The 25,633-nt window shown below is 41.5% G+C and carries 22 protein-coding genes and 4 tRNA genes; 10 read left to right on the top strand and 16 right to left on the bottom strand.

The genetic code is table 11. From position 1 onward, the window contains the following. Positions 1-102 precede the first annotated feature (102 nt). Positions 103-1,269: a Gfo/Idh/MocA family protein gene (locus tag DQW11_RS06260; protein ID WP_113923094.1), complete on the bottom strand. Its 1,167-nt coding sequence runs from the start codon at positions 1,267-1,269 to the stop codon at positions 103-105. A gap of 272 nt (positions 1,270-1,541) precedes the next feature. On the opposite strand from DQW11_RS06260, the gene DQW11_RS06265 reads away from it, so the two are divergent. Genes DQW11_RS06265 through DQW11_RS06285 form a run of 5 tightly spaced genes read left to right on the top strand, consistent with a single transcriptional unit; the run spans position 1,542 to position 6,900 of the window. Beyond that, positions 1,542-2,792 carry a nucleoside permease gene (locus DQW11_RS06265; protein ID WP_113923095.1) on the top strand — a complete coding sequence of 417 codons (1,251 nt, stop codon included), beginning with the start codon at positions 1,542-1,544 and terminating at the stop codon, positions 2,790-2,792. Beyond that, complete coding sequence (locus tag DQW11_RS06270; RefSeq protein ID WP_113923096.1) at positions 2,789-3,661, top strand: hydroxypyruvate isomerase family protein; 873 nt, start codon at positions 2,789-2,791, stop codon at positions 3,659-3,661. The genes DQW11_RS06265 and DQW11_RS06270 overlap by 4 nt, the downstream gene beginning before the upstream one ends. A gap of 23 nt (positions 3,662-3,684) precedes the next feature. Next, complete coding sequence (locus tag DQW11_RS06275; RefSeq protein ID WP_113923097.1) at positions 3,685-5,364, top strand: GMC oxidoreductase; 1,680 nt, start codon at positions 3,685-3,687, stop codon at positions 5,362-5,364. A gap of 18 nt (positions 5,365-5,382) precedes the next feature. After that, a complete protein-coding gene (locus DQW11_RS06280) occupies positions 5,383-5,943 on the top strand; it encodes a gluconate 2-dehydrogenase subunit 3 family protein (RefSeq protein ID WP_113923098.1) in 561 nt (186 codons plus the stop codon). Positions 5,944-6,000: 57 nt separating this feature from the next. Continuing rightward, on the top strand, positions 6,001-6,900 hold the full coding sequence (locus DQW11_RS06285) for a sugar phosphate isomerase/epimerase family protein (RefSeq protein WP_113923099.1): 900 nt from the start codon (positions 6,001-6,003) through the stop codon (positions 6,898-6,900). Between the two features lie 39 nt (positions 6,901-6,939). On the opposite strand, the gene DQW11_RS06290 is transcribed toward DQW11_RS06285, so the two are convergent. From DQW11_RS06290 to DQW11_RS06310, 5 genes are all read right to left on the bottom strand, one after another. Beyond that, complete coding sequence (locus DQW11_RS06290) at positions 6,940-7,593, bottom strand: MCP four helix bundle domain-containing protein (RefSeq protein WP_113923100.1); 654 nt, start codon at positions 7,591-7,593, stop codon at positions 6,940-6,942. Positions 7,594-7,798: 205 nt separating this feature from the next. Beyond that, positions 7,799-7,871: transfer RNA gene (locus tag DQW11_RS06295), tRNA-Lys, on the bottom strand. A gap of 148 nt (positions 7,872-8,019) precedes the next feature. Beyond that, positions 8,020-8,093 (bottom strand) — tRNA-Arg (locus DQW11_RS06300). A 10-nt stretch (positions 8,094-8,103) separates the two neighbouring features. After that, positions 8,104-8,177 (bottom strand) — tRNA-Pro (locus tag DQW11_RS06305). Positions 8,178-8,218: 41 nt separating this feature from the next. Beyond that, positions 8,219-8,291, bottom strand: a tRNA-Lys gene (locus tag DQW11_RS06310). A 272-nt stretch (positions 8,292-8,563) separates the two neighbouring features. Between DQW11_RS06310 and DQW11_RS06315 the strand changes: the two genes are divergently transcribed. Beyond that, the gene (locus tag DQW11_RS06315; protein ID WP_317047871.1) at positions 8,564-9,181 is read left to right on the top strand and encodes a tetratricopeptide repeat protein; all 618 of its coding nucleotides are present in this window, start codon (positions 8,564-8,566) and stop codon (positions 9,179-9,181) included. Between the two features lie 3 nt (positions 9,182-9,184). Here the strand turns inward: DQW11_RS06315 and DQW11_RS06320 are convergent, their stop codons facing one another. From DQW11_RS06320 to DQW11_RS06350, 7 genes are all read right to left on the bottom strand, one after another. Beyond that, positions 9,185-9,811 (bottom strand): LON peptidase substrate-binding domain-containing protein, encoded by a 627-nt coding sequence (locus tag DQW11_RS06320; RefSeq protein WP_113923102.1) that lies wholly within the window; start codon positions 9,809-9,811, stop codon positions 9,185-9,187. Between the two features lie 151 nt (positions 9,812-9,962). Next, positions 9,963-10,970, bottom strand: a complete 1,008-nt coding sequence (gene gap, locus DQW11_RS06325; RefSeq protein WP_113923103.1) for a type I glyceraldehyde-3-phosphate dehydrogenase — start codon at positions 10,968-10,970, stop codon at positions 9,963-9,965. Between the two features lie 331 nt (positions 10,971-11,301). Continuing rightward, positions 11,302-13,530 carry an NADP-dependent isocitrate dehydrogenase gene (locus DQW11_RS06330; RefSeq protein WP_113923104.1) on the bottom strand — a complete coding sequence of 743 codons (2,229 nt, stop codon included), beginning with the start codon at positions 13,528-13,530 and terminating at the stop codon, positions 11,302-11,304. Between the two features lie 235 nt (positions 13,531-13,765). Next, complete coding sequence (locus DQW11_RS06335) at positions 13,766-14,560, bottom strand: amidohydrolase (protein ID WP_113923105.1); 795 nt, start codon at positions 14,558-14,560, stop codon at positions 13,766-13,768. Between the two features lie 22 nt (positions 14,561-14,582). Beyond that, positions 14,583-15,137, bottom strand: coding sequence for a peptide deformylase (gene def, locus DQW11_RS06340; protein WP_113923106.1), 555 nt, complete (start codon positions 15,135-15,137; stop codon positions 14,583-14,585). Continuing rightward, complete coding sequence (gene ruvX, locus DQW11_RS06345; protein WP_113923107.1) at positions 15,134-15,547, bottom strand: Holliday junction resolvase RuvX; 414 nt, start codon at positions 15,545-15,547, stop codon at positions 15,134-15,136. Before ruvX ends, def begins: the two co-directional genes overlap by 4 nt. Next, on the bottom strand, positions 15,547-16,308 hold the full coding sequence (locus tag DQW11_RS06350; RefSeq protein ID WP_113923108.1) for a hemerythrin HHE cation-binding protein: 762 nt from the start codon (positions 16,306-16,308) through the stop codon (positions 15,547-15,549). Before DQW11_RS06350 ends, ruvX begins: the two co-directional genes overlap by 1 nt. Before the next feature lie 162 nt (positions 16,309-16,470). On the opposite strand from DQW11_RS06350, the gene DQW11_RS06355 reads away from it, so the two are divergent. After that, entirely contained in the window at positions 16,471-18,108 is a 1,638-nt protein-coding gene (locus DQW11_RS06355) for a S41 family peptidase (RefSeq protein ID WP_113923109.1), read from the top strand. A gap of 123 nt (positions 18,109-18,231) precedes the next feature. Next, a complete protein-coding gene (locus DQW11_RS06360; protein WP_113923110.1) occupies positions 18,232-18,681 on the top strand; it encodes a VOC family protein in 450 nt (149 codons plus the stop codon). 50 nt (positions 18,682-18,731) lie between these two features. Here DQW11_RS06360 and DQW11_RS06365 read toward each other — a convergent pair whose 3' ends face one another. The 3 genes from DQW11_RS06365 to DQW11_RS06375 are packed head-to-tail and all read right to left on the bottom strand — an operon-like array spanning position 18,732 to position 22,171. Further along, positions 18,732-19,481 (bottom strand): succinate dehydrogenase/fumarate reductase iron-sulfur subunit, encoded by a 750-nt coding sequence (locus DQW11_RS06365; RefSeq protein ID WP_113923111.1) that lies wholly within the window; start codon positions 19,479-19,481, stop codon positions 18,732-18,734. Between the two features lie 27 nt (positions 19,482-19,508). Then, entirely contained in the window at positions 19,509-21,443 is a 1,935-nt protein-coding gene (locus DQW11_RS06370; RefSeq protein ID WP_113923112.1) for a fumarate reductase/succinate dehydrogenase flavoprotein subunit, read from the bottom strand. A 44-nt stretch (positions 21,444-21,487) separates the two neighbouring features. Further along, entirely contained in the window at positions 21,488-22,171 is a 684-nt protein-coding gene (locus DQW11_RS06375) for a succinate dehydrogenase cytochrome b subunit (RefSeq protein WP_113923113.1), read from the bottom strand. 261 nt (positions 22,172-22,432) lie between these two features. Between DQW11_RS06375 and DQW11_RS06380 the strand changes: the two genes are divergently transcribed. Then, positions 22,433-25,210 carry a T9SS type B sorting domain-containing protein gene (locus tag DQW11_RS06380; RefSeq protein WP_113923114.1) on the top strand — a complete coding sequence of 926 codons (2,778 nt, stop codon included), beginning with the start codon at positions 22,433-22,435 and terminating at the stop codon, positions 25,208-25,210. Then, complete coding sequence (locus DQW11_RS06385) at positions 25,207-25,614, top strand: thiol-disulfide oxidoreductase DCC family protein (protein WP_113923115.1); 408 nt, start codon at positions 25,207-25,209, stop codon at positions 25,612-25,614. The genes DQW11_RS06380 and DQW11_RS06385 overlap by 4 nt, the downstream gene beginning before the upstream one ends. The last annotated feature ends 19 nt before the right edge of the window (positions 25,615-25,633 follow it).

Raw genomic sequence — 25,633 nt, forward strand, 5'->3', positions numbered from 1 at the left:
TTATAAAGTTTCAAAGTTTAGAGGAAGATGACAAATGCTACAAGCGAATTTGGTACTTGGTACTTAGTACTTGATACTTGATACATTATTCTCGCTTCACCCCTAAAACTCCACATTGAAAGGTGTCCATTTCTGATCGGAAGCCGAGCTTGCCAAGACATTTTCGATAAAGGCCATGCCACGGATTCCATCTTCTGCACCGGGGAAGTCCCACCATTCGGCTTTGGGTTCCTCCCCTTTTCTCAACGCATAAATGCACCTTGCGAAATTTCTGTAAATATTGGCAAAAGCTTCAATATATCCTTCCGGATGACCGGCCGGAGTTCTGGTATTTTCATTGGCCATGGAACCTAAATAGCCGTTTCCTGCACGGTATATTTCATCCGGCCTGTCAGACCATCTTAGTCTCAGGGTATTATTATCTTCCTGCATCCATTCCAACCCACCTTTTTCTCCATAAACACGGATTTTGAGGTTATTTTCACAACCGGCGTCTATTTGGGATGCTGTCAGGATTCCGGATGCGTTGTTTTCAAATCGCATCAAAACTGCTCCATCGTCATCTATCGGGCGTCCTTTCACCTTGATGTCAAGGTCGGCACATATTTTTGCTACTTTGATCCCGGAGACATATTCAGCAAGGTTGAATGCATGGGTTCCGATATCGCCAAAGCAACCGGCTTTCCCATTTCTGGCAGGATCTGTTCTCCATTCCGCCTGTTTGTTTTCATATTCCAACAGCTTGTGCAACCATCCCTGAGGATATTCCACATAGACTTTCCTGACTTCCCCGATTACCCCTTCAGCGATCATTTGCTTCATTTGCTTGATCATCGGATATCCGGTGTAAGTATGTGTCAGGCAAAAAAGCTTGTCACTTTTCTTGATGATTTTATAAAGTTCTTTTGCTTGGTCATAAGTCAAAGTCATTGGCTTGTCAAGGACAACATGGAATCCTGCCTCCAAAGCTTTCTTTGTAGGATCAAAGTGCACATTGTTGGGAGTGACGATGCTGATGATGTCTATCCTTTCGGATTCGGGCAATGCCAGTTCCTTTTGAATCATTTCGTCATAGGATGAATAAACCCGGGATGGGTCAAGCATGAGCTCTTCACCGGCCTGTCTGGTTTTTTCAGGATTGCTGCTAAATGAGCCCGCAGTGATTTCTATCAAACCGTCCATCAGCGCCGCACTCCGGTGGATCGCACCGATAAATGCACCTGGACCGCCGCCGACCATTCCCATTTTGAGTTTTTTCTGTGCTGCCATATTATATTGGATTATTGGTTTTCAGGGTTTAATATTTTGGATTAAATTTCTTGTAAGATAATTTATGATTTGTTTTCACTTAAACACGAAATGAAATAAATGACCAATTGCAGTAAGATGTTATGAGTGGTAAAGTTTTGAACCGCTTATTGACTTATTTCATTTGGACTTTCGGAAAAACTAAAATTAAGGCAAAATCCCTGAATTTTAAACATAAAATTGATACTTTACCGCTTCGTTATATCCGATTTTAACCAATCAACCACGACATTATGCATTCCGGAACCAGAGCCCAACTTTCTTTCATGATGTTCTTGGAATTTTTCGTTTGGGGTTCCTGGTATGTGACCATGGGTACTTTTTTGGTTACCAATCTTGGTGCAAGCTATACCCAAATAGCCGCCGCCTTTTCCACACAGTCATTTGGGGCCATTATCGCTCCATTTATCATCGGATTGATTGCAGACCGGTATTTCAATGCAGAAAAAATTCTGGGCTTCCTCCATTTGATCGGCGCTGTGTTGCTATACCTGTGCTATCAGGCCACGAGTTTTGAATTGTTTTATCCGTTCATATTTGGATACATGGTTCTCTATATGCCGACTTTGGCTTTGGTCAATTCTGTTTCTTTTAGACAGATGAAGGATCCCGAAAAAGAATTTTCCCCGATCAGGGTATGGGGAACCATCGGATGGATCGCTGCAGGGCTTTCGATCAGTTATGTTTTTTTATGGGATGAAGCCGGGAATATGTCCAATGGCTTTCTCAAAAACACTTTTCTGATGGCCTCCATATCCTCTTTGGTTCTTGGCTTATTTTCATTTACTCTTCCAAAAACCCCTCCAAGAGCCAATAAAAACGAAAAAGTCAAAATAGGAGACTTGATCGGGCTGGACGCCTTGAAATTATTGAAGGACAAAAACTACGCTATCTTCTTTTTATCTTCTATCCTGATCTGCATTCCTTTGGCTTTCTATTTTCAAAATGCAAATCCGTTCTTAGCCGAAATCGGCGTATCGGATCCTACCGGAAAAATGACCATCGGACAAGTCTCAGAAGCTTTCTTCCTTCTTTTGCTTCCTTTTTTCTTCAAAAGATTTGGATTCAAAATGACCATGATGATCGGAATGCTAGCTTGGGTAGTCCGGTATGCCTTGTTTTCAATAGGAGATGCAGGGGATGGACTTTATTTATTGATCCTCGGAATAGCCCTGCATGGTATCTGTTATGATTTCTTCTTTGTATCCGGCCAAATCTATACTGATTCGAAGGCAGGAGAGAAATTCCAATCCTCTGCACAAGGACTAATCACCCTGGCAACCTACGGTTTGGGAATGCTGATAGGATTTGCTGTCGCCGGACAAGTCACTGATTTATATTTGAATGCAGATGGTACACATGATTGGAAATCCATCTGGATGATTCCCTCCGGTATTGCTATATTAGTGGTACTGATTTTCCTGATCTTCTTTAAAAATGAAACAATGAACAAAAAACCCGAAATAAAACCTATTGAATCATGACCCAACTCAGCCGAAGAAACAGTCTTAAAAAAATGCTTGTGGGAACAGTGGCCGCCACCGGACTTCCTCTTGTCAGCACCCATGCTGAAAGCCTTCCATATCAGCTCAAAGGCAATGTAAACCATGCCGTATGTCATTGGCCCTTTAATCCGATGACAATCGAAGAGTTATGCATTGGAATCAAAAAAATCGGATTCAATGCCATTGACTTGATAGGCCCAAACAACTGGCACATTCTCCAAAAACACGGAGTGGAATGCTCAATGTGCAATGGCGCTGACATGGGAATAGTCAAAGGATGGAATGATCCCAAAAACCATGAACAATTGATCAAAGGCTATGAGGAAGTGATTCCACTGGTTGCAAAAGCCGGCTACAAGAATTTGATTGCTTTCAGTGGCAACAGAAACGGGATGGATGATGAGACGGGGCTGAAGAATTCTGCTGAAGGTCTCAAAAAAATCATGGCCACTGCAGAAAAACACAATGTCATGATCATCATGGAGCTCCTCAACAGTAAGGTAGACCATGCTGATTACATGTGTGACAAAAGCGCTTGGGGCATAGAGCTCTGCAAAATGGTAGATTCTCCAAACCTCAAACTGCTTTATGATATCTACCACATGCAAATCATGGAGGGTGACATCATCAGGACCATCAAAAGAGACCATCAATACTTCGGACATTACCATACAGCCGGTAATCCCGGAAGAAATGAAATAGACGAAACCCAGGAAATCTATTATCCACCGATTGTAAAAGCGATCTTGGAGACAGGTTATAAAGGGTATTTCTGTCAGGAATTTGTGCCAAAGAAGGCAGACAAAATGGCTTCACTTGCCGAAGCCATCAGAATTTGTGATTTATAAATAAATACAACCAATAACTAATTATGGCAGACAATACCTATGACGCTATCGTGGTCGGCTCCGGAATCAGCGGAGGCTGGGCCGCGAAAGAGTTGACAGAAAAAGGGCTTAAAGTCCTCATGCTCGAAAGAGGACCAAATGTAGTACACAAAACCGATTACAAAACAGCGACACTAGCCCCTTGGGAAGTACCGCACAGAGGCAGGAGAACTACCGAGATGATCGATGCTCATCCCAATTTGAAGAGAGATTATGTACTCAATGAGCTAAATCTTGACTGGTGGGCACACGAATCCGAATCACCTTATATCGAGACCAAACCATTCACCTGGTTCAGGGGATATCAGGTCGGAGGAAGGTCTTTGCTTTGGGGAAGACAAAGTTACAGGCTGAGTGACCTTGATTTCGAGGCGAACCTTAAGGAAGGGATTGCTGTGGATTGGCCCATCAGATACAAAGACTTGGCCCCATGGTATTCTTATGTAGAAAAATTCGCCGGAATTTCCGGAAACAAAGACGGACTAGCCCAGCTTCCGGACGGTGATTTTCAGCCACCCATGCCGCTCAACTGTGTAGAAAAAGATGTAGCAGAAAGAGTAAAGAAGGCTTTTGACGGAAAAAGACTCGTCACTATCGGAAGAGTTGCCAACCTGACCCAACCTTTGGAAGGAAGATCGCAATGCCAGTTTAGGAATAAGTGCTCTTTGGGATGTCCTTTTGGAGGATATTTCAGTACCCAGGCCTCCACCATGCCTGCTGCTGTGAAAACTGGGAACTTAACTTTGAGACCTTGGTCCATTGTCACCAAATTGATTTATGACAAAGACAGCAAAAAAGCCACCGGAGTCGAAATCATTGACGGCGAGACCAACCAGACCTATGAATTCAATGCCAAGATCATTTTCCTTTGTGCATCTGCCTTCAATTCGACTTCTATCCTGATGAGATCTGCGACCGATATTTGGCCGGAAGGCTTGGGAAGCAGTTCTGGTGAATTGGGCCATAATGTGATGGACCACCATTTCAGATTGGGCGCAAATGGGGTTGCGGAAGGATATGAAGACAAATATTACTTTGGAAGAAGACCAAATGGGGTTTATATCCCTAGGTTCAGGAATATTGATGGAGACAAGAGAGATTACTTGAGAGGTTTTGGCTATCAGGGCGGCGCTTCCCGTTCAGGTTGGAGCAGGAATGTCGCTGAGATGAACTTTGGTGCACCCATGAAGGAGGCCTTGAGCGAACCGGGACCATGGAGTATGGGAATCACCGCCTTCGGCGAAATTCTTCCATACCATGAAAACACCATCAAACTCAGCAAAGACAAAGTAGATAAATGGGGCATTTCAATTTTGGAAATGGACGCCGAGATAAAGGACAACGAGAAGAAAATGAGGGTTGACATGATGAATGACGCTGCCGAAATGCTGGAAGCTGCAGGATTGAAAAATGTCAATACTTTTGACGCAGGATATACTTTCGGTCAGGGAATCCATGAAATGGGCACCGCAAGGATGGGCAGAGATCCAAAGACCTCTGTTCTGAACGGGAACAACCAAGTGTGGGATGCAAAAAATGTGTTTGTCACCGATGGGGCGTGTATGACTTCCGCAGCTGCTCAAAATCCTTCTTTGACTTATATGGCTTTGACAGCTAGAGCAGTGGATTTTGCTGTAAGCGAACTGAAGAAAGGAAATTTATAATCTTAAAAGAATTGAATCATGGCAATGAATAGAAGAGATGCTTTGAAAAGCGTCATTTTGATGATGGGAGGAACAATGGTCGGAGCCAATGTTATCCTTACCGGTTGTGCCCCAGAAGACCAAATCGTAGGCTTGGAGTTTTCGCCAAAGGACATTGCATTCCTAGATGAAATCGGTGAAGCCATCATCCCAACTACCGATACCCCGGGTGCCAAAGCTGTTGGTATAGGTGAGTTTATGGTAATGATGGTCAAAGATACCTACAATGCCGAGCAGCAAACCTCTTTTGTGGATGGTTTGAATTTCATCAGGAAGGATTTCAAAACAAGCAAAGGAAGTGACTTCATGGAAGCCACTTTAGAAGAACGTACTGCCTACCTCAATGAACTGAAAGCAAAAGCAACTGCAGATGCTGAAGACAAAAATGCAGGGGTAATCAAAATGCTTCAGGATTTGACCGTACTTGGATATTTTACTTCTGAAGTTGGTGCTACCCAACAATTGAGGTATTACGAAGTGCCTGGCAAATACGATCCTTGTATTGAATACAAGCCGGGAGACAAAGCTTACGCCATTTAATTAGTAAAAAAAGAGACTTTCTGCGGACAGTCTCTTCTCAATTAAACAAAACCCAACATGAAAAACAGAAGAAAATTTATCAAGCTAGGTGCAGCTATGGGCGTAGGGGCCTTCTTACCATTACAATTTTGCGCACCAAAAAAAGAAAGTGACACCCTCACAGAAGCGGTCTTAGATGCTGCGGCAGGCATTTTGGATAACTTTGGCCTTCAACTGTATTCGGTCAAAGAAAATATGGCAGAAGACCCTGTGGCGACAATAAAGGCTGTGGCAGGATTTGGCTATACACAGATCGAAGGATTTGACGGAGGAAAAGGTATTTTTTGGGGCATGAAAAATACTGAATTCAAAAGCCTCACAGATGACTTAGGGCTTAACTTCATCGCATCTCATGCAAACACTTATGAGAATCTCCAGAAACAAGCAGAGGAGGCTGCTACCATCGGAATGAAATACCTGATCAACCCTTGGGTAGGACCTCAAAAATCAATGGATGACTTCAAAAGGATTACTGATGATTTCAACAAGCAGGGAGAAATCTGTAAACAGCACGGGATCAAATTTGCCTACCATAATCATGGCTATACTTTTGTAGATCTGGATGGCCAAATCCCCCATGACTATCTCTTGGAAAATACCAATCCTGACTTGGTAGATTTTGAAATGGATACCTATTGGGTGTATACAGCAGGCAAGGATCCGATTGAATATATCAAAAAATACCCTAACAGGTTTACGCTTGGTCACGTAAAGGACAAATCCGGTGACCTGGAATTTTCAGAACCCAACGGGTCAACAATAATCGGCACAGGCATCATGGATTTTCCTACCATCCTGAGAGCGGGAATGGACAACGGGATGAAATATTTTATTGTGGAGCAAGAAAGGTTTGATGGAACCAAACCTATGGAAGCGGCTGAAAAAAATGCCGCATTCATGAAATCATTGGTATTCTAAAATTAAAAGGCCTGCACATTTGATGCAGGCCTTTTTTATTTATTCCACAAAATTAGATTTGATGGATCTTGAGGTGTATATCAACAAGTAGATGATCACAATAAGTATTACCAATGCAGCCACTTCAAATTGCGCCCAAATTTTTGATCTATTGACCACTTTTTCTGCGTTGGTGGCCAATTTTTTTCCCTCTTCGATTTGGATCAAGGAAAGCCTCTCCAAATCTAAAATAGCTTTTTCAATATAAGAATTGTATTCTTTCACCTTGGCGGCGTTTATCCCTGTTTCGGCGGAATACAATGATTGGTAATCAGCAATTCTCAAACTTTCCTGAATAATCTTTTTGAAGTCAGTCAAAAATCCAGCTTCGGCCATCGTCAATTTGGTGTCTTCAAATTCTTTGACAAGATTTAGAATATCAGATTCATGGGTACTGATTTCCTCTACCACATGACTGTAGTCGCTTTCAAACTGACAGTGGTTTACCAAAAGTTTTATTCTGAATAACTTTTCTGATATCGAAAATATATAACTCTCCACCACCAACCTGTCTTCATAAAAAGTCACAAATGAATTTCCAAGTTCATTGAAATTTCTCCTTTCAAGAATATTCTTACCAAAAATCATGATAATCAAAACCGTCAGGATAATAGCTACTTTAAGTTTTCTTTTTTGGGTAATGGTTCTAGACATAATTTGGGCAAGTTATGGAGAAGGTTCAAATCTACACCAATGGAGTTTACTCAAAAAGGTAGATAGGGTTACAGAAATTTAAACCGAATTAAATTTTTTAGATTCAAATAACCTAAAAATCCTGACATTATTTGATTTTTTTAAATTGGGGAGGAAAAGTCAAAAGCCTAAAAATCAAAAAACCTCCTGATTGTGGAGGTTTTTGTGATCCCGCTGGGATTCGAACCCAGGACCCATACATTAAAAGTGTATTGCTCTACCAGCTGAGCTACGGAATCATTTGTTTTGCTCTACCGTCCCGATAGTTATCGGGATACGGAATCCTTTGTTTTGCTGTTTCTTCCCGGCATTCATCCGGCATGCGAACAGAAACTCCTATTAATAAATCGAGCATCCCTCTCTAGAGATGCTCTTGAAGTCTTTTTGTGATCCTGTCAGGAATCGAACCTGAAACCTACTGCTTAGAAGGCAGTTGCTCTATCCAATTGAGCTACAGGACCGGCAAAATAGTCGGGGTGGCAGGATTCGAACCTACGACCTCCACATCCCAAATGTGGCGCGATACCGGGCTACGCTACACCCCGAACTTATTCAATCTGTTTTGAAAAACCCTTTGATTTCTCAGTGATCCCGCTGGGATTCGAACCCAGGACCCATACATTAAAAGTGTATTGCTCTACCAGCTGAGCTACGGAATCATTTGTTTTGCTCTACCATCCCGATAGCTATCGGGAAAGGAAATCATTCGTTTTTTTATCTTTCCGATCGTTATCAGGATTGATATTCAGTTACGATTTGATTTGTTTTTTTTTAAATCATTCCCGTAATTGGAGTGCAAATTTAAGCCTCTGAATTTAAAATGCCAAACCTAAACCGAATCTTTCTTACAAAATTTATAATATTTTTATTCGCTTTTTTACAAAGCTTTAATTGTCAGGCCAATATATCCAAGCTCCAAAAAGCAGATTCTTTGTTTTCTACCAAGAATTACCAAGAAGCAATGTTAGTTTATGAAGACTTACTCAACAATGAGGAAACTTTCTCTCCGGCAATGCTTTTAAAAATGGCTTTTATCTCTGAAGGGAAAGGCGATTATTCAAGTGCAAGTTTCTTATTGGCTAAATATTACGATCAAAATCCAAATCAAAGAGTAATCAGCAAGATCAAAACCCTGACGGAACAAGTAAACCTCATTGGATACGATTTAGATGACAGTGACAGACTTTTTAAATTTATTACTGATTTCCAAACCGAGCTTTCCAGTACCTTTTCATTTTTACTTTTCCTTTCATTGATCCTGCTGTTTGTATTTAGGACCAAGGCAGATAAACCAATGTATTACCTTCCCACAGTGGTATTGATCATTTTGGTTTTTGTCATCAACAATTTCTTGTCGGAACCCAAAACAGGAATCGTAACAGGAAGCCCAACCCTGATTATGGATCAACCTACAGCAGGAGGAAAATTAATTGAAGTGGTGGAACCGGGACACAGGGTCATCATCAAATCAACAAAAGATGTGTGGTATGAGGTCACTTGGGGAGAAAAGGTAGCCTTTGTCAAGAAAGACAATATCACGAGATTATAATGACTAAAAATCCAAGGGTTCAAGATTTTTGAAATGGCCATTCATCTGGATTTTCTTTTTAGCGACTTCAATGTCTCTCATTATGGGAATCACTTTCATCATGTGGGTGGTCAGGAATCTGATTCTATCTGATTCCTTTGTCATCAGTAACAATTCATATTCTTCCGCTAATTTCAATCCCAATTTATGGACATAGGTGAAGGAATTGAGTCGAAGGGGAACTATCTCCGTTTGATATTCCATCAATCTAAAAAGCTCCTTAAGATAAAAAATAAATTCGGCATACTGATTTTCTCCTACCCTCGGGTCATTGTCAAAAAAAACCACATTGCCTCCGGCATATAACTTGTCTTTCATCGGGTTTTCAAATGAAAGAATCTCAAATGTCCTTTTCCCACGTGTCTTAATATCCATCCTGCCATCTTCATATACCTTAGAAACCTCCTCCAACTCCACTTCTGTACCAAAAGGCATCAGTTTGTCCAAGTAAACTGCTATTCCAAAAGTACCCTTTGTAGACAGGATATCTCCGATAAGCTGTTTATATCTCGGTTCGAAAATATGGAGATTCAACTGTTCTCCGGGAAAAGCAACAAGTTTTAAAGGAAAAAGAGGAATTTGATGGTCCATACGAATAGTAACAGTACGGGTAAGGTTTGGTTATTTTTCAACTTAAAAATCCACCCTAAATTACGGATTGGTATTTGAAGTTCATGAGAATTACCAACAAAAAAGGCTGTCCCACATCTGAGACAGCCCGTTTTTGCAAAACATTTCCCGATTAGGATTTGCTTGCGATATAGGTCAATAGGTCCACGACTTTATTGGAATAACCCCACTCATTGTCATACCAAGAAATTACTTTGACGAATGTGTCACTCAGTTGGATACCTGCTTCGGCATCAAAAATAGATGTTCTTGGATCTCCGTTGAAATCTGTAGAAACCACTGAATCTTCAGTATATCCGAGTACACCCTTCATGGTGGTTTCAGATACTTCTTTCATTTTTGCACAAATTTCTTTGTAGGTAGCAGGCTTTTTCAACCTAACAGTCAAATCCACAACAGATACGTTTGGAGTTGGAACCCTGAAAGCCATACCGGTCAATTTACCATTGAGTTCAGGAATTACTTTCCCTACTGCTTTGGCAGCTCCAGTGGAAGATGGGATGATATTTTGTGCCGCTCCTCTACCACCTCTCCAGTCTTTTGCTGACGGACCATCTACCGTCTTTTGGGTAGCTGTAGTAGCATGGACAGTGGTCATCAAACCCTCTTCGATACCCCAATTGTCATTCAACACCTTTGCAATCGGCGCAAGGCAATTGGTGGTACAAGAAGCATTGGAAACAAATACCATATCTGAAGTATAAGAACCTTCATTGACTCCCATAACAAACATTGGGGTATCGTCTTTGGAAGGTGCAGACATAATTACTTTTTTGGCACCGGCATCTATGTGACCCTGTGCGGTTTCTTTGGTAAGGAAGATACCTGTTGACTCTACAACATAATCAGCACCAACTTCTCCCCACTTCAAACTTGAAGGGCTTTTTTCTGCTGTTACTCTGATTTCATTTCCATTTACTACCAATTTCCCATCTTTCACAGAAACACTCCCGTCAAATCTTCCATGGGTAGAATCATATTTCAACATGTAAGCCATATAATCCACATCGATAAGGTCATTGATAGCCACGACCTGAACATCACTTCTATTCTGTGCTGCTCTAAAAACCAATCTACCGATCCTTCCGAATCCGTTGATTCCTACTTTAATTTTGCTCATAGTTATTTTATTTATTGTTGTACTGGTTAGTATTTAAAAAGGGATTTTTGAAGTTCAAAACCTCAATAATTGAAATAATCGACCACTTTAATGGGCTAAATTTACCAAATATATCTTGCTCCCCAAAATATTTAAAGGTTTGAAAATGAACATTTTAAAATAACAACGAAATACAATCGATTGCGATAAAAGGGTCCAAAATCAAATCTCTGATAATCAGAACCATAATTTTCATGTGTTTTTTTGATTAAGTTTTCAATAACCCAAGTTAGTCCCTGTAGAAGGCAAAAAAAAAGCGGCTGAAGCCGCTTTTTTTGATTCTTGGTCACAATTAGATTTTTGCAAGGATTGTATTGAATGTTTTGCTTGGCCTCATCACAGCGGAGATTTTGGCTTCATCCAGTTTATAATAACCCCCAATATCAACTTTTACCCCTTGGGCGTCATTGAGTTCGGAAACAATCTTAGATTCATTTTCCTGCAGTTCTTTAGCAATAGGTCCAAACTTGGTTTTGAGATCCAAATCTTTGTCCTGCGCTGCCAAAGCTTCCGCCCAATACAGGGCCAGGTAGAAATGACTTCCTCTGTTATCCAATTCTTTTGCATCTCTTGAAGGTGACTTGTCATTCTCAAGGAACTTGCCTGTAGCCTGATCTAAAGTCTCTGCCAATACCTTCGCCCTGTCATTGGAGAAAGTATCTCCCAAATGTTCCAGGGAAACGGCCAAAGCCAAGAATTCACCCAAAGAATCCCACCTGAGGTGATTTTCTTCGATCAACTGCTCGACATGTTTTGGCGCTGAACCTCCGGCACCGGTCTCAAAAAGGCCTCCTCCATTCATCAAAGGAACGATTGAGAGCATCTTGGCACTTGTACCCAATTCCAGAATCGGAAACAAGTCAGTCAGATAATCTCTCAACACATTTCCTGTCACAGAAATGACGTCTTTGCCGGCTTTGATTTGCTCCAAAGAGAATCGTGTCGCGGCAGCAGGAGTCATGATACGGATATCCAATCCTTTGGTATCATAACTTGGAAGGTATTGATTTACTTTTTTGATGATTTCAGCATCATGGGCTCTTTTTTCATCGAGCCAGAAAATAGTGGGGACACCGGTGGCTTTTGCACGGTTGACTGCCAACTTTACCCAATCCTGAACCGGAGCATCTTTGGTTTGGCACATTCTCCATATATCACCTTTCTCTACTTTGTGTTCGATCAAAGTCACTCCTGACTCAGAAACAACCTTAACCACTCCGTCAGATTCAATCTCAAAAGTCTTGTTATGCGAACCGTATTCTTCTGCCGCCTGCGCCATCAAACCAACATTGGGAACACTTCCCATTGTCGATGGGTCAAAAGCCCCGTTTTCTTTACAAAAATCAATTGTCTCCTGATAAATACCGGCATAACAGCGGTCAGGAATCACGGCTTTGGTATCTTTTAATTTACCCTGTTTGTCCCACATCTTACCTGATGTCCTGATCATTGCAGGCATAGAAGCATCGATGATGACATCACTTGGCACATGCAGGTTTGTGATTCCCTTGTCTGAGTTGACCATGGCCAACTCCGGACCATTCGCAAGACAAGCTTCTATATCAGCTTCAATTTCTTTTTTCTTTTCGGCAGGCAAGGAAGAAAGCTTGGATACCAAATCCCCAAAACCATTATTCACATCCACTCCGATTTGTTTCAAAGCAGATTCATGCTTTGCAAAAACCGGAGCAAAGAACACCTTTACCGCATGACCAAAAATAATCGGGTCAGAAACCTTCATCATCGTGGCTTTCATATGAAGCGAAAACAAAACACCTGCTGCTTTGGCATCCTCAATTTGTTCCTTGAGAAATTGCTTCAATGCTTTAACGCTCAACACAGAGGCATCAATGATTTCCCCTTTTTGCAAGGCGAGCTTTTCTTTCAATTTGACCACATTACCCGCAGCTGTATGTAATTCGATGTTGACAGAACCGGCATTTTCCAATGTGACTGATTTCTCGCTTCCGTAAAAATCCCCATGACTCATACTTGCAACATGTGTTTTGGAATCTGCAGACCACTTGCCCATACTGTGTGGATTGTTTTTGGCATATTGCTTCACTGCCAAAGGTGCCCTCCTGTCAGAATTGCCTTCTCTCAAAACCGGATTGACAGCACTACCCTTCACTTTATCATATTTGGCTTTGACAGCTTTTTCTCCCTCGCTTTTGGGATCGTCAGGATAATCAGGCAATGCATATCCCAAATCCTGCAATTCTTTGATCGCTGCTTTCAACTGCGGCATGGAAGCGGATATATTAGGCAACTTGACAATATTGGCCTCCGGCAAAGTGGCGATATTGCCCAATTCCAACAAATCATCATTGATCCGCTGCCCAGGTTCCAAATATTCCGGGAATAAAGCGATAATTCTTCCTGACAAAGAGATATCCCTAGTCTCCACGACAATTCCTGCCGAATCAGTGAAGGCTTTTACTATAGGCAATAAAGAATAAGTAGCCAAAGCGGGTGCTTCGTCAGTCAGCGTATAAAGAATTTTGGCTGTTTTTGTGGTCATTTTTAAAAGAATCAGATAGGTAGAACAATGATTTATCTTAAAGGTCCAAAGAAACAAAACTGCATCCGCAACACACGGATTCCATCCAGAATAACTCCGCCCCTTTTCAAAATTTCGGCTAAATTAAGCAAATTATCGCGGTTTCAAATAGGGATTATACCAAGGGAAAATCAGCGATCAGAACAGAGAAATTCGGTGAATTATGGTCAAAATCCCAAATGGATAATTTAAAAAATCATTGTAAATCAAATCCATCCACATCAAGCCAAGCCGGAAACTTCTCCCTGTATTCCGACAGGGAATTTAGATCAAGGTCAATGAATAAAATTTCTTCTTTGCTGTCAGAGAAACCCAAAGTTTCCCCTTTGAAATTATAAGCTGCAGAATGCCCGGAATAAGGGATGCCATTTCCGTCCTGACCGATCCTGTTCACACCGATGGAATAGGAAAGATTTTCTACAGCCCTAGCTTTCAGCAAAATATCCCATGCACTGATTCTTGGACTCGGCCAGCTTGCCACATAAAAAAGAAGGTCGTATTCCAGCTTGTCATCCTCAACCCTATTTCTTGTCCAAACAGGAAATCGGAGATCGTAGCAAATCTGTGGCATGATTTTCCATCCTTTCCATTTAAAAACTTTCCTTTCCTTACCCATGTCATAATTGGCATCTTCACCGGCCATTCTGAACAGGTGTCTTTTGTCATAAAAATCAACTTTCCCATCGGGACTGACCCAAAGTAGGCGGTTGTAATAATTTCCTTTTTCTTCGATGACAATGCTTCCGGTCACCAAGGCCTGTGTTTGGGCAGCCATCTGCTTCATCCATTTGGTGGTGGTGAAATTCATTGGTTCGGCCACTTCTTTGGCATCCATGGTAAAACCCGTTGTGAACATCTCGGGCAATATGATCAGGTCAACATCCGAAGCAAAATTCATTAGCCTTTCTTCCAACATGGCCATGTTTGCGGTTTTGTCTTTCCAATAAAGGTCAGTCTGAACCAGTGCTATTTTCAGAGAAGTGGAATTCATGGGCGGATTTTGTAAAAGAACCTTATTTCAATGGGTAAACCATCCTGTAATCAGTGGAAACTTTACCCTTGCTGATGTCTACAAGTTTGCTTTGAACCATCCGCTTTTTGAGACCCTTGAGATAATCGATAAAAAGGATACCCTCCAAGTGGTCATATTCATGCTGAATCACCCGTGCTGTCATGCCCGAAAACTGCTCTTCCTTCAGGTTCCAGTTTTCGTCAAAATATTCCAAAGTGAGTTTTTCAGGTCGGATGATCTCAGCCCTGATATCGGGGATACTGAGACACCCCTCTTCAAAGCTGTAATTGTCCCCATATTCATCCAAAATGATGGGATTGATAAAAACCCTTCTGATCCCTTTTTCCTCGTCTTTTTCATCAAGCATCAAAGTACTGTCAATCACAAAAAGCCTGATTCCTTTATTGATTTGTGGGGCGGCTAAGCCTACCCCGCTCGCATTGTCCATCGTAGTGAACATATCCTGAATCAGTTCATTGATGTTTTCGCCTTCATGGATTTCTTCTGCCTCTTTTTTAAGGATTGGGTTTCCATAGGCGACAATTGGGTAAATCATATTTGTTCTAGGTAAGATTGGAGGATAATGGCGGCACTGACTTTGTCTAGGTTGCCGGCCTTTTCTATTCGGTCTTTTTTCTTGCTTCCCATAGCAATCATGGTCTGCATGGCCATTTTGGAGGTGAAACGCTCGTCAACGAGAACGAGTTTCTTGTCAGGAAACAGTTTGGAGAGCCTTTCTTTCAAACTGATGACTTTGGGTGTCATTTCATTGGGATTTCCGTCTAGGTGTCGGGGATAACCCAAGACAATGGTTTCCACTTCTTCTTTTTTAAAATAGGAAGTAAGAAAATCAATGAGCTTTGGCGTTTCTACCATTTCAAGAGGATTGGCGAGCATCTTCAGCGGGTCTGTAACTGCGATACCTGTCCTTTTGGTTCCCAAGTCAATGGATAAAATTCTGGCCATCAGTTATTGCGGATTTTCTTTTTCACCTTTCTCAGTACTTCTTTTTCCAGTTCAATGGCTTTGGGAAAAAGCAGTTGGTCTTCAATTTGGGCATGGATACTCAATTCTTTTTCAAAAACCTGCAACTCATTATAAAGAACTTTCATACTAATGGGTGCATCTTCAGGCAAAAAATAATCCTTAGTGAGTTTTCTGATTCCCTCCATCTCATCATCATGGGCATCGTGGGCTTCGGAAAGCAATGTTACAGGACTTTTTTCCAAGATATGCAAAGCATCATTAAGTCGGTATTCATCGGATTCGATTTGATGAAGCAATTTAATTCTATTGAAAAGGCGACTTTCCTCCTCGTGGATGTGATGGATAAAGTCATCTACAAAAAGAGGAAACATGATCTTTAAGTCAGCTAAAATCCCCGCATAAATATCCTCATTGACTTTTATTCCGGAAATCATATTGGATAAAAAAGGCAACTCCTGCCGGACAAAAAAGTAATGCTTTCTTTTGAGGTAAGAGACGAGTACTTCTATGGGGTGCAGGTAAAGCTCTTCAGACGTAGGCTCTTTTACCTTTGCCCAAGATTCAAGTTCATCGATCAGTTGTTGTGAATTAATTTTGTATTTTTTGCAGACCTCAAAAAGCGAATTGTGCTCGTATTGAAAAAAGCTGATCCCGAAATAATGAAGTACCGCAGCAAAGACATAATTCTCCGAAACGAGTTCTTTGATGGGGCTTTTTTCGATATCTTTGGAATCAAACATGTTTGCAAAATTAAGGTAAATTAACCAATTACACTTAGAGTATTCATCAAAAATGAATTTATTGCGTTTATCAAAACGAAATGGCCCAAATAACAGTTTACTGTTATATTTGGAAATTGTCATTACCAAAATAGATTTTGAATTTACTAATAGGAGGATATCGTGAGCGAAATCAAAAACACAAAACAGCAAATTAGATTGCCTCTGATTTTGGCTTTGGCCATATCCGCAGGCATTTGGATAGGAGCCACATTTGCAGAGCCAAAAAGTGACACCAATGACCTCAAAGCAGCAATATATAAGCTTCAGGAAATAGTCACTTATATCAACAGGGATTATGTGGACAGTGTCAATACCAATGAACTTGTCGAATTTGGCATTGAAAAGATGCTGGAAAAGCTTGATCCCCATTCCACCTACATACCTGCGAGGGATGCTACTTTGGCCAAATCCGAGTTGGATGGGGAATTTGATGGCATCGGTGTGGAGTTCGGTATAATCAGGGACACCATTTATGTGGTAGCGCCACTTACAGGAGGTCCTTCCGAAAAGCTTGGTATCCAATCCGGAGACCAAATCATCGTCGTAGATGGCAAAACTGTAGCCGGCACAGGAATCACCAACCGTGATGTATTTGATCTGTTGCGTGGCCCCCGAGGCAGCAAAGTAAACGTGGAAATCAAAAGAAAAAACCAAAAGGAACTGATTCCATATGATATCATTCGGGACAAAATACCCCAATATAGTATCAATGCTTCTTACATGGTCAATGATGAGGTTGGCTATATCAAAGTAACAAGATTCGGTGCCACTACACATGAAGAATTCAAAAAATCCGTGACCGAACTGAAAGAAAAGGGGATGAAAAAACTTATCCTTGATCTTCAAAATAATCCAGGCGGATATATGGGTGCTGCTATCAATATTGCTGACGAAATCCTAAATTCAAACTCTCTGATTGTATCTCAAAAAGGAAAACTGAACCGGTACAACCAGAAAGCATATGCCGTCAAGCCTGGTCTATTTGAAGATGGATCAGTGATTGTATTGATCAATGAGGGAAGTGCTTCCGCATCAGAAATCGTTGCAGGTGCTTTGCAGGATAATGACCGTGGCCTGATAGTCGGCAGAAGGTCCTTTGGAAAAGGATTGGTACAGATGCCGATTGACCTTTCAGATGGTGCCGAGTTAAGACTTACCATCGCGAGGTATTACACCCCTTCAGGCAGATCCATCCAAAAACCTTATGGAACAGATGAAGATTATGGCAGTGATTGGTCAAAAAGATTTGAGCATGGGGAGTTTTTCTCTGCTGACAGTATCAAATTCAATGATAGCTTAAAGTATGAAACTGTCTCAGGAAGGGCTGTATTTGGCGGTGGCGGCATCATGCCTGACTTCTTTGTACCACTTGACACTACCATGTCGAGCGCATATGTGAATAGACTATTCAATTCTGATTCTTCAAGGGAATTTATCCTTGATTATTTGGATAAGAACAAGAAAAAATTCGATGGCATGAGCTTCGAAGACTACTATAAGAAATACCAAATCTCAGATGAAATGCTTCAGGGATTGGTCAAAGTAGGAGAAAGAAACAAAGTGAAGTTTGATGAAAAGGATTTCAACAAATCCAAAAACTATCTCAAAGTCCTTCTCAAAGCGCATATGGGAAGACAGATATACGATGACAATGCCTTCTATATGGTGATCAATGACATCAATGAAGTCTATCTACGGGCCTTGGAGCTTTTTGATGAAGCCGAGAAGCTGGCTTTGTCTTCCAAAGCCAAAGAGTAAAAAAAATAGAAAAATGGGGTTTAATCAACCCCATTTTTTTTGTCCACAAAAATCTGGTCCTCTTATTTTAGCGGAAAATTTTGATAAAAACTGTACCTTCAAAAATACCAAACCCAAAGTACGATGAAAAAACAGGTCATATTTGCATTGATTATTTTCACTTTGCCCCTGATACCTAATAATCTTATGGCGCAACATTCAAAAATCACCCATATCGCAGTTTATGTGAAGGAATTGAAGAGAAGCAGTGATTCTTATAAAAACATATTCCAATTTCCTGAAATTGAGGAACCCTTCAAAGATGGATTGCACACATGGTTGAATATTGGAAACAACCTGTCCCTCCATCTCATCGAGGCACCATGGGAACCTGTGACAATCAACAAAATCAACCATATCTGCTTTAGCGTTTCTGATATGGATTTGATCATTGCCAACCTAAAAAAGCAAGGGGTAGACTATGAGGATTGGCCGGGGAATAAAAACAAAGTCAATATCCGTCCCGATGGCATCAAGCAGATCTACGTCCAAGACCCGGATGGGTATTGGATAGAAATCAATGATGAGTACTAATAAAAAAAGCCGGACAAGCCGGCTTTTTTTGTATTGCATATTTGCTACTATTAAACGTTTTGACTGCTTACTACTGCAGAGAAATATTCCCTGTTCATACGGGCAATGTTTGTAATACTGATTCCTTTTGGACATTCAGCTTCACAGGCACCGGTGTTGGTACAAGCTCCGAATCCTTCTGCATCCATCTGAGCGACCATTTTCTCTGCTCTGGTTTTCCTTTCTACCTGACCTTGCGGCAACAATGCCAACTGAGAAACTTTGGCAGAAGTAAACAACATGGCCGAGGCATTTTTGCAGGCGGCTACACAGGCACCGCATCCGATACACTGTGCTGCATCCATTGCCATATCTGCGATGGTTTTTGGAATGGGGATTTCATTGGCATCCGGAACACCTCCTGTATTTACAGAAACATACCCTCCTGCTTGGATTATCCTATCAAAGGCTGATCTGTCTGTCACTAAATCCTTTAATACCGGAAATGCTTTTGCTCTCCATGGTTCGATGGTGATGGTCTCTCCATCATGGAAAGAACGCATGTGCAACTGACAAGTAGTAGTTTGCTGAGGGCCATGTGGCTTTCCGTTGATATAAAGAGAGCACATGCCGCAGATTCCTTCTCTACAATCATGGTCAAAATGTACAGGATCTTCGCCTTTGCCTGAAAGTTCTTCATTAAGTACATCAAGCATTTCAAGGAATGACATATCCTCGGATACTCCTCCCAATTTGTAATCTTTAAATCCCCCCTTGTCGGAGTTGTTTTTCTGTCTCCAGATTTTCAAAGTTAAATTCATATCTCTACCGAGTTAAATGCGTCTGGTTTACTTATAACTTCTTTGGGTCAGCTTTACGTTTTCGAATATCAACGGTTCTTTGACCAATTCCTCTTCCTGACCTTCTCCAATGTATTTCCAAGCTGCCACATAGGCGAAACCTTCATCGTCTCTAAGGGCTTCTCCTTCAGGAGTCTGGTATTCTTCCCTGAAGTGACCACCGCAGGATTCATTTCTGTTCAAAGCATCATCCACCATCAGTTCTCCCAATTCAATGAAGTCTGCAACTCTATGTGCTTTTTCCAGAGATTGGTTGAGTTCTTCATTGTCTCCAAGAACTTTGACATTGGACCAAAACTCCGCTTTCAGTTCTTTGATCATGGCTTTGGCCTTTTTCAGGCCTTCTTCTGTTCTAGCCATTCCGCAATAATCCCACATTATCTTGCCCAATCTCTTATGAAAATGGTCAATGGTTTTTTCGCCTTTGATACCGAGAAGTTTTTGAATCCTATCTTTTACCTCCTTTTCGGCCTTTTGAAATTCCTGATGGTCTGTTCCGATTTTTCCGGCAGGATTTTGTGCCAAATAATCTCCAATAGTGTAAGGAATCACAAAATACCCATCTGCAAGTCCCTGCATCAAGGCAGAAGCTCCCAATCTGTTTGCTCCGTGGTCTGAGAAGTTGGCTTCACCCAACGCATACAAGCCGGGAACATTGGTCATCAGGTTGTAATCCACCCAAAGTCCGCCCATTGTGTAGTGGACTGCAGGATAGATCATCATTGGCATTTCATAAGGATTTTCTCCTGTGATCTGCTGATACATATCAAACAGGTTCCCATACTTGGCGCTGATGGTGTCTTTTCCATCTCTTTTGATGGCATCCCTGAAATCCAAGAAAACAGCCTCTCCGGTTTCATTTACTCCTCTACCTTCATCACAAACATATTTTGCATTTCTTGAGGCCACATCTCTTGGCACAAGGTTGCCGAAGGAAGGATACTTTCTTTCCAAGAAATAATCCCTGTCTTCCTCTTTGATTTCGTTGGCTTTGATTTGTCCTTTTCTGAGTTTTTCTGCAGTAGCAACAGTGGCAGGCACCCAAACCCTTCCGTCGTTTCTTAATGATTCAGACATCAGTGTCAATTTGGACTGGTGGTCTCCTGACACCGGAATACATGTAGGGTGGATCTGCGTAAAGCATGGATTTGCCATCAGGGCACCTTTTTTGTGCGCTCTCCAAGCCGCAGTCACATTGGACCCCATGGCATTGGTAGAGAGAAAGAAAACGTTGCCATATCCTCCGGTGCAAAGTAAAACTGCATGTGCAGAGTGAGATTCTATAGCACCTGTAATCAGATTTCGGGTGATGATTCCCCTGGCTTTTCCATCAATGGTCACCACATCCATCATTTCAGTACGTGGGTACAATTTTACTTTGCCATTTGCAACCTGACGGCTCAATGCCGAATAAGCACCCAAAAGTAATTGCTGTCCGGTCTGACCTCTTGCATAAAAAGTCCTGGAAACCTGTGCCCCACCAAAAGATCGGTTGGCCAACAAACCACCATATTCACGTGCAAAAGGGACACCCTGAGCCACACATTGATCAATGATCTTTACAGAAACTTCTGCCAAGCGGTAGACATTGGATTCTCTAGCTCTGTAGTCACCGCCTTTGATAGTGTCATAAAACAACCTGTACACTGAATCCCCATCATTTTGGTAGTTTTTAGCGGCATTGATTCCTCCCTGGGCAGCAATAGAATGCGCCCTTCTTGGACTGTCCTGGAAACAAAACGCTTTTACATTGTACCCCAACTCCGCCAAAGAAGCTGCGGCTGAAGCGCCTGCGAGACCTGTCCCAACGACTATGACATCATATTTCCTTTTATTGGCCGGGTTGACCAACTTCACGTTAAATTTATGTTTGGTCCATTTTTCTGCCAATGGGCCTTCAGGTATTTTAGAATCCAGTATCATCTAGGTCAGATTTAATTTTCTACATTCATTTTTAATCAATCCAATCAAAGCGACCAGATGTACATCACTATAGGAATCAAGGCAAAAAGAGCCGGAACTGCGATCGCAAAGCCAAAACCGACTTTCTGGATCAAAGGAGAATATTTCACATGGTTTAGACCAAGCGTCTGAAATGCACTTGCAAATCCATGGGACAGGTGAAAACCCAGGAAGCCCATAGCCACTACATAAAATACCACATACAGTAAATTGGAGTACGCGGCCGCAACTATCGCAAAGACATTTTTATAAGTAACTCCGGCATAATCTACCACCGGCATTTCTCCGAATTTGATTTCATAATAGAATCCCTTGAGGTGTACCAAGAGAAATATCAAAATCACTGTACCAAGAATCCCCATATTTCTGGAAGACCATGTGCTGTTGGTCGAGGCTTTGCTCACCGCATAATCAATTGGTCTGGAATTTTTATTATACCTTGACAACAAAATGGAATAAACAACATGAAGGAGAATAAAGGCGAAGTTCCCAATTGACACGAGCCTGATGAGAGGATTGTGGGCCATGCTGTCTGCATAGAGGTTGAAAGACTCACCATTGTCGGGGAATAAAAGCTGAAGGTTACCGATCAGGTGGATAACCAGAAATAATATTAGAAACAATCCGGTAAGGGCCATTAATAATTTCCTGCCCAAGGTGCTGCTTAAGGTTTTTGATACCCAACTCATATGATTTTTCTTAAGTGTTCGATTGAAAATAGGTTTTTAAACTTCGTCGCCAAATTTACATTTGGAAAGGTTAGTAAACAATCTGAGAACAATCGATTGAACTTATTTTAAATTATTCTAAATAGACAATTAAAATAGCTTCTTTTCGTTTTTTTGGAACACATGTCTAACCAACTGTTTATTTTTATTGTTTGATTTAAGTAAATAATTTCATCCTGATTTATTTATTTTCGTATATCTTGATGATCAAATTCTACCTGCATGAGATTTAAATATTCATTTTTATTTTCCCTGTGCCTTTTAATCCTATCTGTCACCCAGGTATATGCAACCCATATCCGTGCAGGGGAGATTACCGCAGAGCGTGTATCCGTTCAGACACTGACATATAAGATCACCGTTGTAGGCTATACGGATACCAGATCAAGTGTGATTTTTGGCCCGGGAGATATCAATTTTGGAGATGGAAGACAAGTAAGCCTCAACACTGAAAGTGACTTTGTGTTGGTCGAATCATTGGGTAACCAAATCGAAAAAAACACATTTGTCATTGAACATACTTTTCAGGGTCCGGGTAGGTATACAATTTGGTTTAGGGAATTCAACAGGAATGACTTAACCCTGAATATGGATAATTCGGTGGAAACACCATTTTATGTGGAAACCATGATTACCATTGATCCATTTATCGGAGTAAATAACTCACCCGTACTAACCATCCCTCCTGTGGACAATGGTGCTGTAAACAGGAGGTTCATCCACAATCCCGGTGCATTTGATCCTGATGGAGACAGTTTGTCTTACAGCTTGGATATCCCAAAGCAAGCGTTCCAAAGACCTGTAAATAACTACAGAAGCCCTGCTACTTCCGAATTCAGTTTCAATAAAGAAGACGGTTCAGCAGGTCCTTTTCTTACAGTGGATCCTTTTACCGGGGATCTGGTTTGGGATGCACCAGGTCTAGCTGGTCAATATAATGTGGCATTTCGGATAATTGAGTGGCGAAGAATCGCAGGAGAATGGCAGATAATAGGATATGTCGTACGTGACATGCAGATCATCATTGAAAACTCAAATAACAAAAGACCGGTTTTGATCCTTCCTGATGACCTTTGCGTGGTAGCAGGCACCAAAATCGAAGAGATCATCCAAGGATCGGACCCGGATGGTGATCCGATCAAAATTGAGGTTTTTGGTGATCCTATAGAAATATTGAGTTCTCCAGCCACTTACAAACCAGAATCTGTATACCAACTTTCTCCTGGAGTGATCAACTTTACATGGCAGACCATCTGTGCCCATATTAGGGAAAGAGAATATCAGGTAAGGGTAAGAATCACTGACCAGCCAAAGTCTGGTCCGGCTTTGGTAGATATCAAAACCTGGAATATCAAAATTATAGGACCTCCTCCAGTCCTGGAAACCGCCGAACAGCAACAGGGAAGAGCAGTGAATGTAGAATGGTCACCTTATTCCTGCAGCAGTTCCGCCCAGACTATGCAGGTGTGGAGAAGGATTAATTCCGATCCATATGAACCTGATTCTTGTGAGACAGGAATCCGTGCAGGGTATGAGTTAGTAGGGACAACTGACATGGCGACATTTGATTTCTTGGATACCAATATGGGCGAGGGTCTCGCACCCGGAAACACATACTGTTATAGGCTCGTGGCTGCATTCCCAAGTCCAAGATCAGGTGAAAGTATCGTATCCGAAGAAATCTGCATTACCATAGACGTGGATGTACCCCTGATTACCAATGTCAGTGTAGAGGCTACCGATCCTGCTACGGGTCAGATTTTTGTAAAATGGACACCTCCATATGATATCGATAGGACCCAGTTTCCTGGTCCATTCACCTATGAATTGTTAAGGAATAATGGTTTTACAGGAAGCCAAAACAGGGTTTCCGTAGTCAGTACCTCGGATACTTCATTTACAGATACAGGGTTGAATACCGAAAATCTGGTTTATAATTATAAGGTAATCCTCAAAGAAAACACTACGACCATTGACAGTTCCAGTTCCGCTTCATCAGTAAGATTGGACCTGGTTATCATCAATGAGGCTATCGAGTTGAAGTGGTTATTTACAACGCCATGGAATAATTCCCTCTCCCAATACAAGCATGAAGTATACCGAAACAGGAATGACCCGGACGCGTTGGACGAAAATACATTTGCCCTGATTGCAGAAGTTGATCCCACCATAGCGGGTTTTACTTACTTTGACGATGGCAGGCACAATGGTGTTTCTTTGAAAAAGGACATTGAATATTGCTATTACGTGATCACAAAAGGTGCTTACAATGTGGATGAAATAGAATATCCTTTGGAAAACAAATCCCAAATCATCTGTGCGAGACCCGATGATGACAGGCTGCCTTGTCCCCCTGTTCTGGTTTTTGAAGGTCCGGAGTGTACAGAATATTTATCTGACAAAGGCTGCGGCAACAATACCTATGAACATGACCTAAGCTGGGAACCCAATTTCACAGGTGTCTGCGATGACGAATTGAGTGCCTTCAGGTTGTATTTCACCCCGGAAGGTGAAGATGGCGAATTCGAATTGGTCGGAACTTACTCTGCTTTTGAGAGAGAAGCCCTCATCAAAGACCTTTCCAATTATAGAGGTTGTTATTACATAACTGCGGTGGACAGGTCCGGAAATGAAAGCGAACCAAGCAACAAAGTTTGTGTAGACAATTGCCCGAGTTATTTCCTACCAAACGCTTTCACTCCAAACGGTGACGGTATCAATGAGACCTTTATGGCTTTTGACAATCCGTTTGCAAAATGTCCAAGGTTTGTATTAGGTGTAGAGATATTTATTGTCAACAGATGGGGTGTGGAAGTTTTCAATTACAATAGCCTATCCTCCAATGAAAATGACGTCTATATCAGATGGGACGGAACAGATAAAAACGGCAATGAATTGCCTTCAGGAACTTATTTCTATACTGCAACAGTAAAATTTGATGTTTTGGATCCTACAAAACAAGAACAAAAACTCAAAGGGACTGTTCAGATCATCCGATGAGAATCCAAGACAAGTATGATATTATCCTTTTCGACGGCGTCTGCAATTTGTGCAACAACGCCGTCGATTTTGTTATTAGAAGGGATAAATATGACCGATTCAAATTTGGAGCCCTTCAGGACAAGGCTACCAAATCAATTCTAAAAGAGTATAAAATCAACCAGAATTACATTGATTCTATCATTTTGATCAGAGGCAACCAAGTGTTTTATAAAAGTAAAGCGGCACTTGAAATCGCGAGGAATCTTGGAAGCCCTTGGCCCGCAATGTATATTTTCAGTATTGTTCCTGCATTTATCCGTGACCCTGTCTATGATTGGATTGCCAGAAACAGGTACAGGTGGTTTGGCAAAAAAGAAACCTGTAGGATTCCATCTGCGAAAGAAAAACAAAAATTTTTGTGAAAAATTACCCGATAATTTA

It is taken from the genome of Cognataquiflexum aquatile, assembly GCF_003316845.1.
GTDB classification, from domain to species: domain Bacteria; phylum Bacteroidota; class Bacteroidia; order Cytophagales; family Cyclobacteriaceae; genus Cognataquiflexum; species Cognataquiflexum aquatile.

What these genes read in the sequence shown, in the direction of transcription:
- DQW11_RS06260 (WP_113923094.1), bottom strand. Translation starts at nt 1,269, where the DNA reads ATGGCAGCACAGAAAAAACTCAAAATGGGAATGGTCGGCGGCGGTCCA.
- DQW11_RS06265 (WP_113923095.1), top strand. Translation starts at nt 1,542, where the DNA reads ATGCATTCCGGAACCAGAGCCCAACTTTCTTTCATGATGTTCTTGGAA.
- DQW11_RS06270 (WP_113923096.1), top strand. Translation starts at nt 2,789, where the DNA reads ATGACCCAACTCAGCCGAAGAAACAGTCTTAAAAAAATGCTTGTGGGA.
- DQW11_RS06275 (WP_113923097.1), top strand. Translation starts at nt 3,685, where the DNA reads ATGGCAGACAATACCTATGACGCTATCGTGGTCGGCTCCGGAATCAGC.
- DQW11_RS06280 (WP_113923098.1), top strand. Translation starts at nt 5,383, where the DNA reads ATGGCAATGAATAGAAGAGATGCTTTGAAAAGCGTCATTTTGATGATG.
- DQW11_RS06285 (WP_113923099.1), top strand. Translation starts at nt 6,001, where the DNA reads ATGAAAAACAGAAGAAAATTTATCAAGCTAGGTGCAGCTATGGGCGTA.
- DQW11_RS06290 (WP_113923100.1), bottom strand. Translation starts at nt 7,593, where the DNA reads ATGTCTAGAACCATTACCCAAAAAAGAAAACTTAAAGTAGCTATTATC.
- DQW11_RS06320 (WP_113923102.1), bottom strand. Translation starts at nt 9,811, where the DNA reads ATGGACCATCAAATTCCTCTTTTTCCTTTAAAACTTGTTGCTTTTCCC.
- gap (WP_113923103.1), bottom strand. Translation starts at nt 10,970, where the DNA reads ATGAGCAAAATTAAAGTAGGAATCAACGGATTCGGAAGGATCGGTAGA.
- DQW11_RS06330 (WP_113923104.1), bottom strand. Translation starts at nt 13,530, where the DNA reads ATGACCACAAAAACAGCCAAAATTCTTTATACGCTGACTGACGAAGCA.
- DQW11_RS06335 (WP_113923105.1), bottom strand. Translation starts at nt 14,560, where the DNA reads ATGAATTCCACTTCTCTGAAAATAGCACTGGTTCAGACTGACCTTTAT.
- def (WP_113923106.1), bottom strand. Translation starts at nt 15,137, where the DNA reads ATGATTTACCCAATTGTCGCCTATGGAAACCCAATCCTTAAAAAAGAG.
- ruvX (WP_113923107.1), bottom strand. Translation starts at nt 15,547, where the DNA reads ATGGCCAGAATTTTATCCATTGACTTGGGAACCAAAAGGACAGGTATC.
- DQW11_RS06350 (WP_113923108.1), bottom strand. Translation starts at nt 16,308, where the DNA reads ATGTTTGATTCCAAAGATATCGAAAAAAGCCCCATCAAAGAACTCGTT.
- DQW11_RS06360 (WP_113923110.1), top strand. Translation starts at nt 18,232, where the DNA reads ATGAAAAAACAGGTCATATTTGCATTGATTATTTTCACTTTGCCCCTG.
- DQW11_RS06365 (WP_113923111.1), bottom strand. Translation starts at nt 19,481, where the DNA reads ATGAATTTAACTTTGAAAATCTGGAGACAGAAAAACAACTCCGACAAG.
- DQW11_RS06370 (WP_113923112.1), bottom strand. Translation starts at nt 21,443, where the DNA reads ATGATACTGGATTCTAAAATACCTGAAGGCCCATTGGCAGAAAAATGG.
- DQW11_RS06375 (WP_113923113.1), bottom strand. Translation starts at nt 22,171, where the DNA reads ATGAGTTGGGTATCAAAAACCTTAAGCAGCACCTTGGGCAGGAAATTA.
- DQW11_RS06380 (WP_113923114.1), top strand. Translation starts at nt 22,433, where the DNA reads ATGAGATTTAAATATTCATTTTTATTTTCCCTGTGCCTTTTAATCCTA.
- DQW11_RS06385 (WP_113923115.1), top strand. Translation starts at nt 25,207, where the DNA reads ATGAGAATCCAAGACAAGTATGATATTATCCTTTTCGACGGCGTCTGC.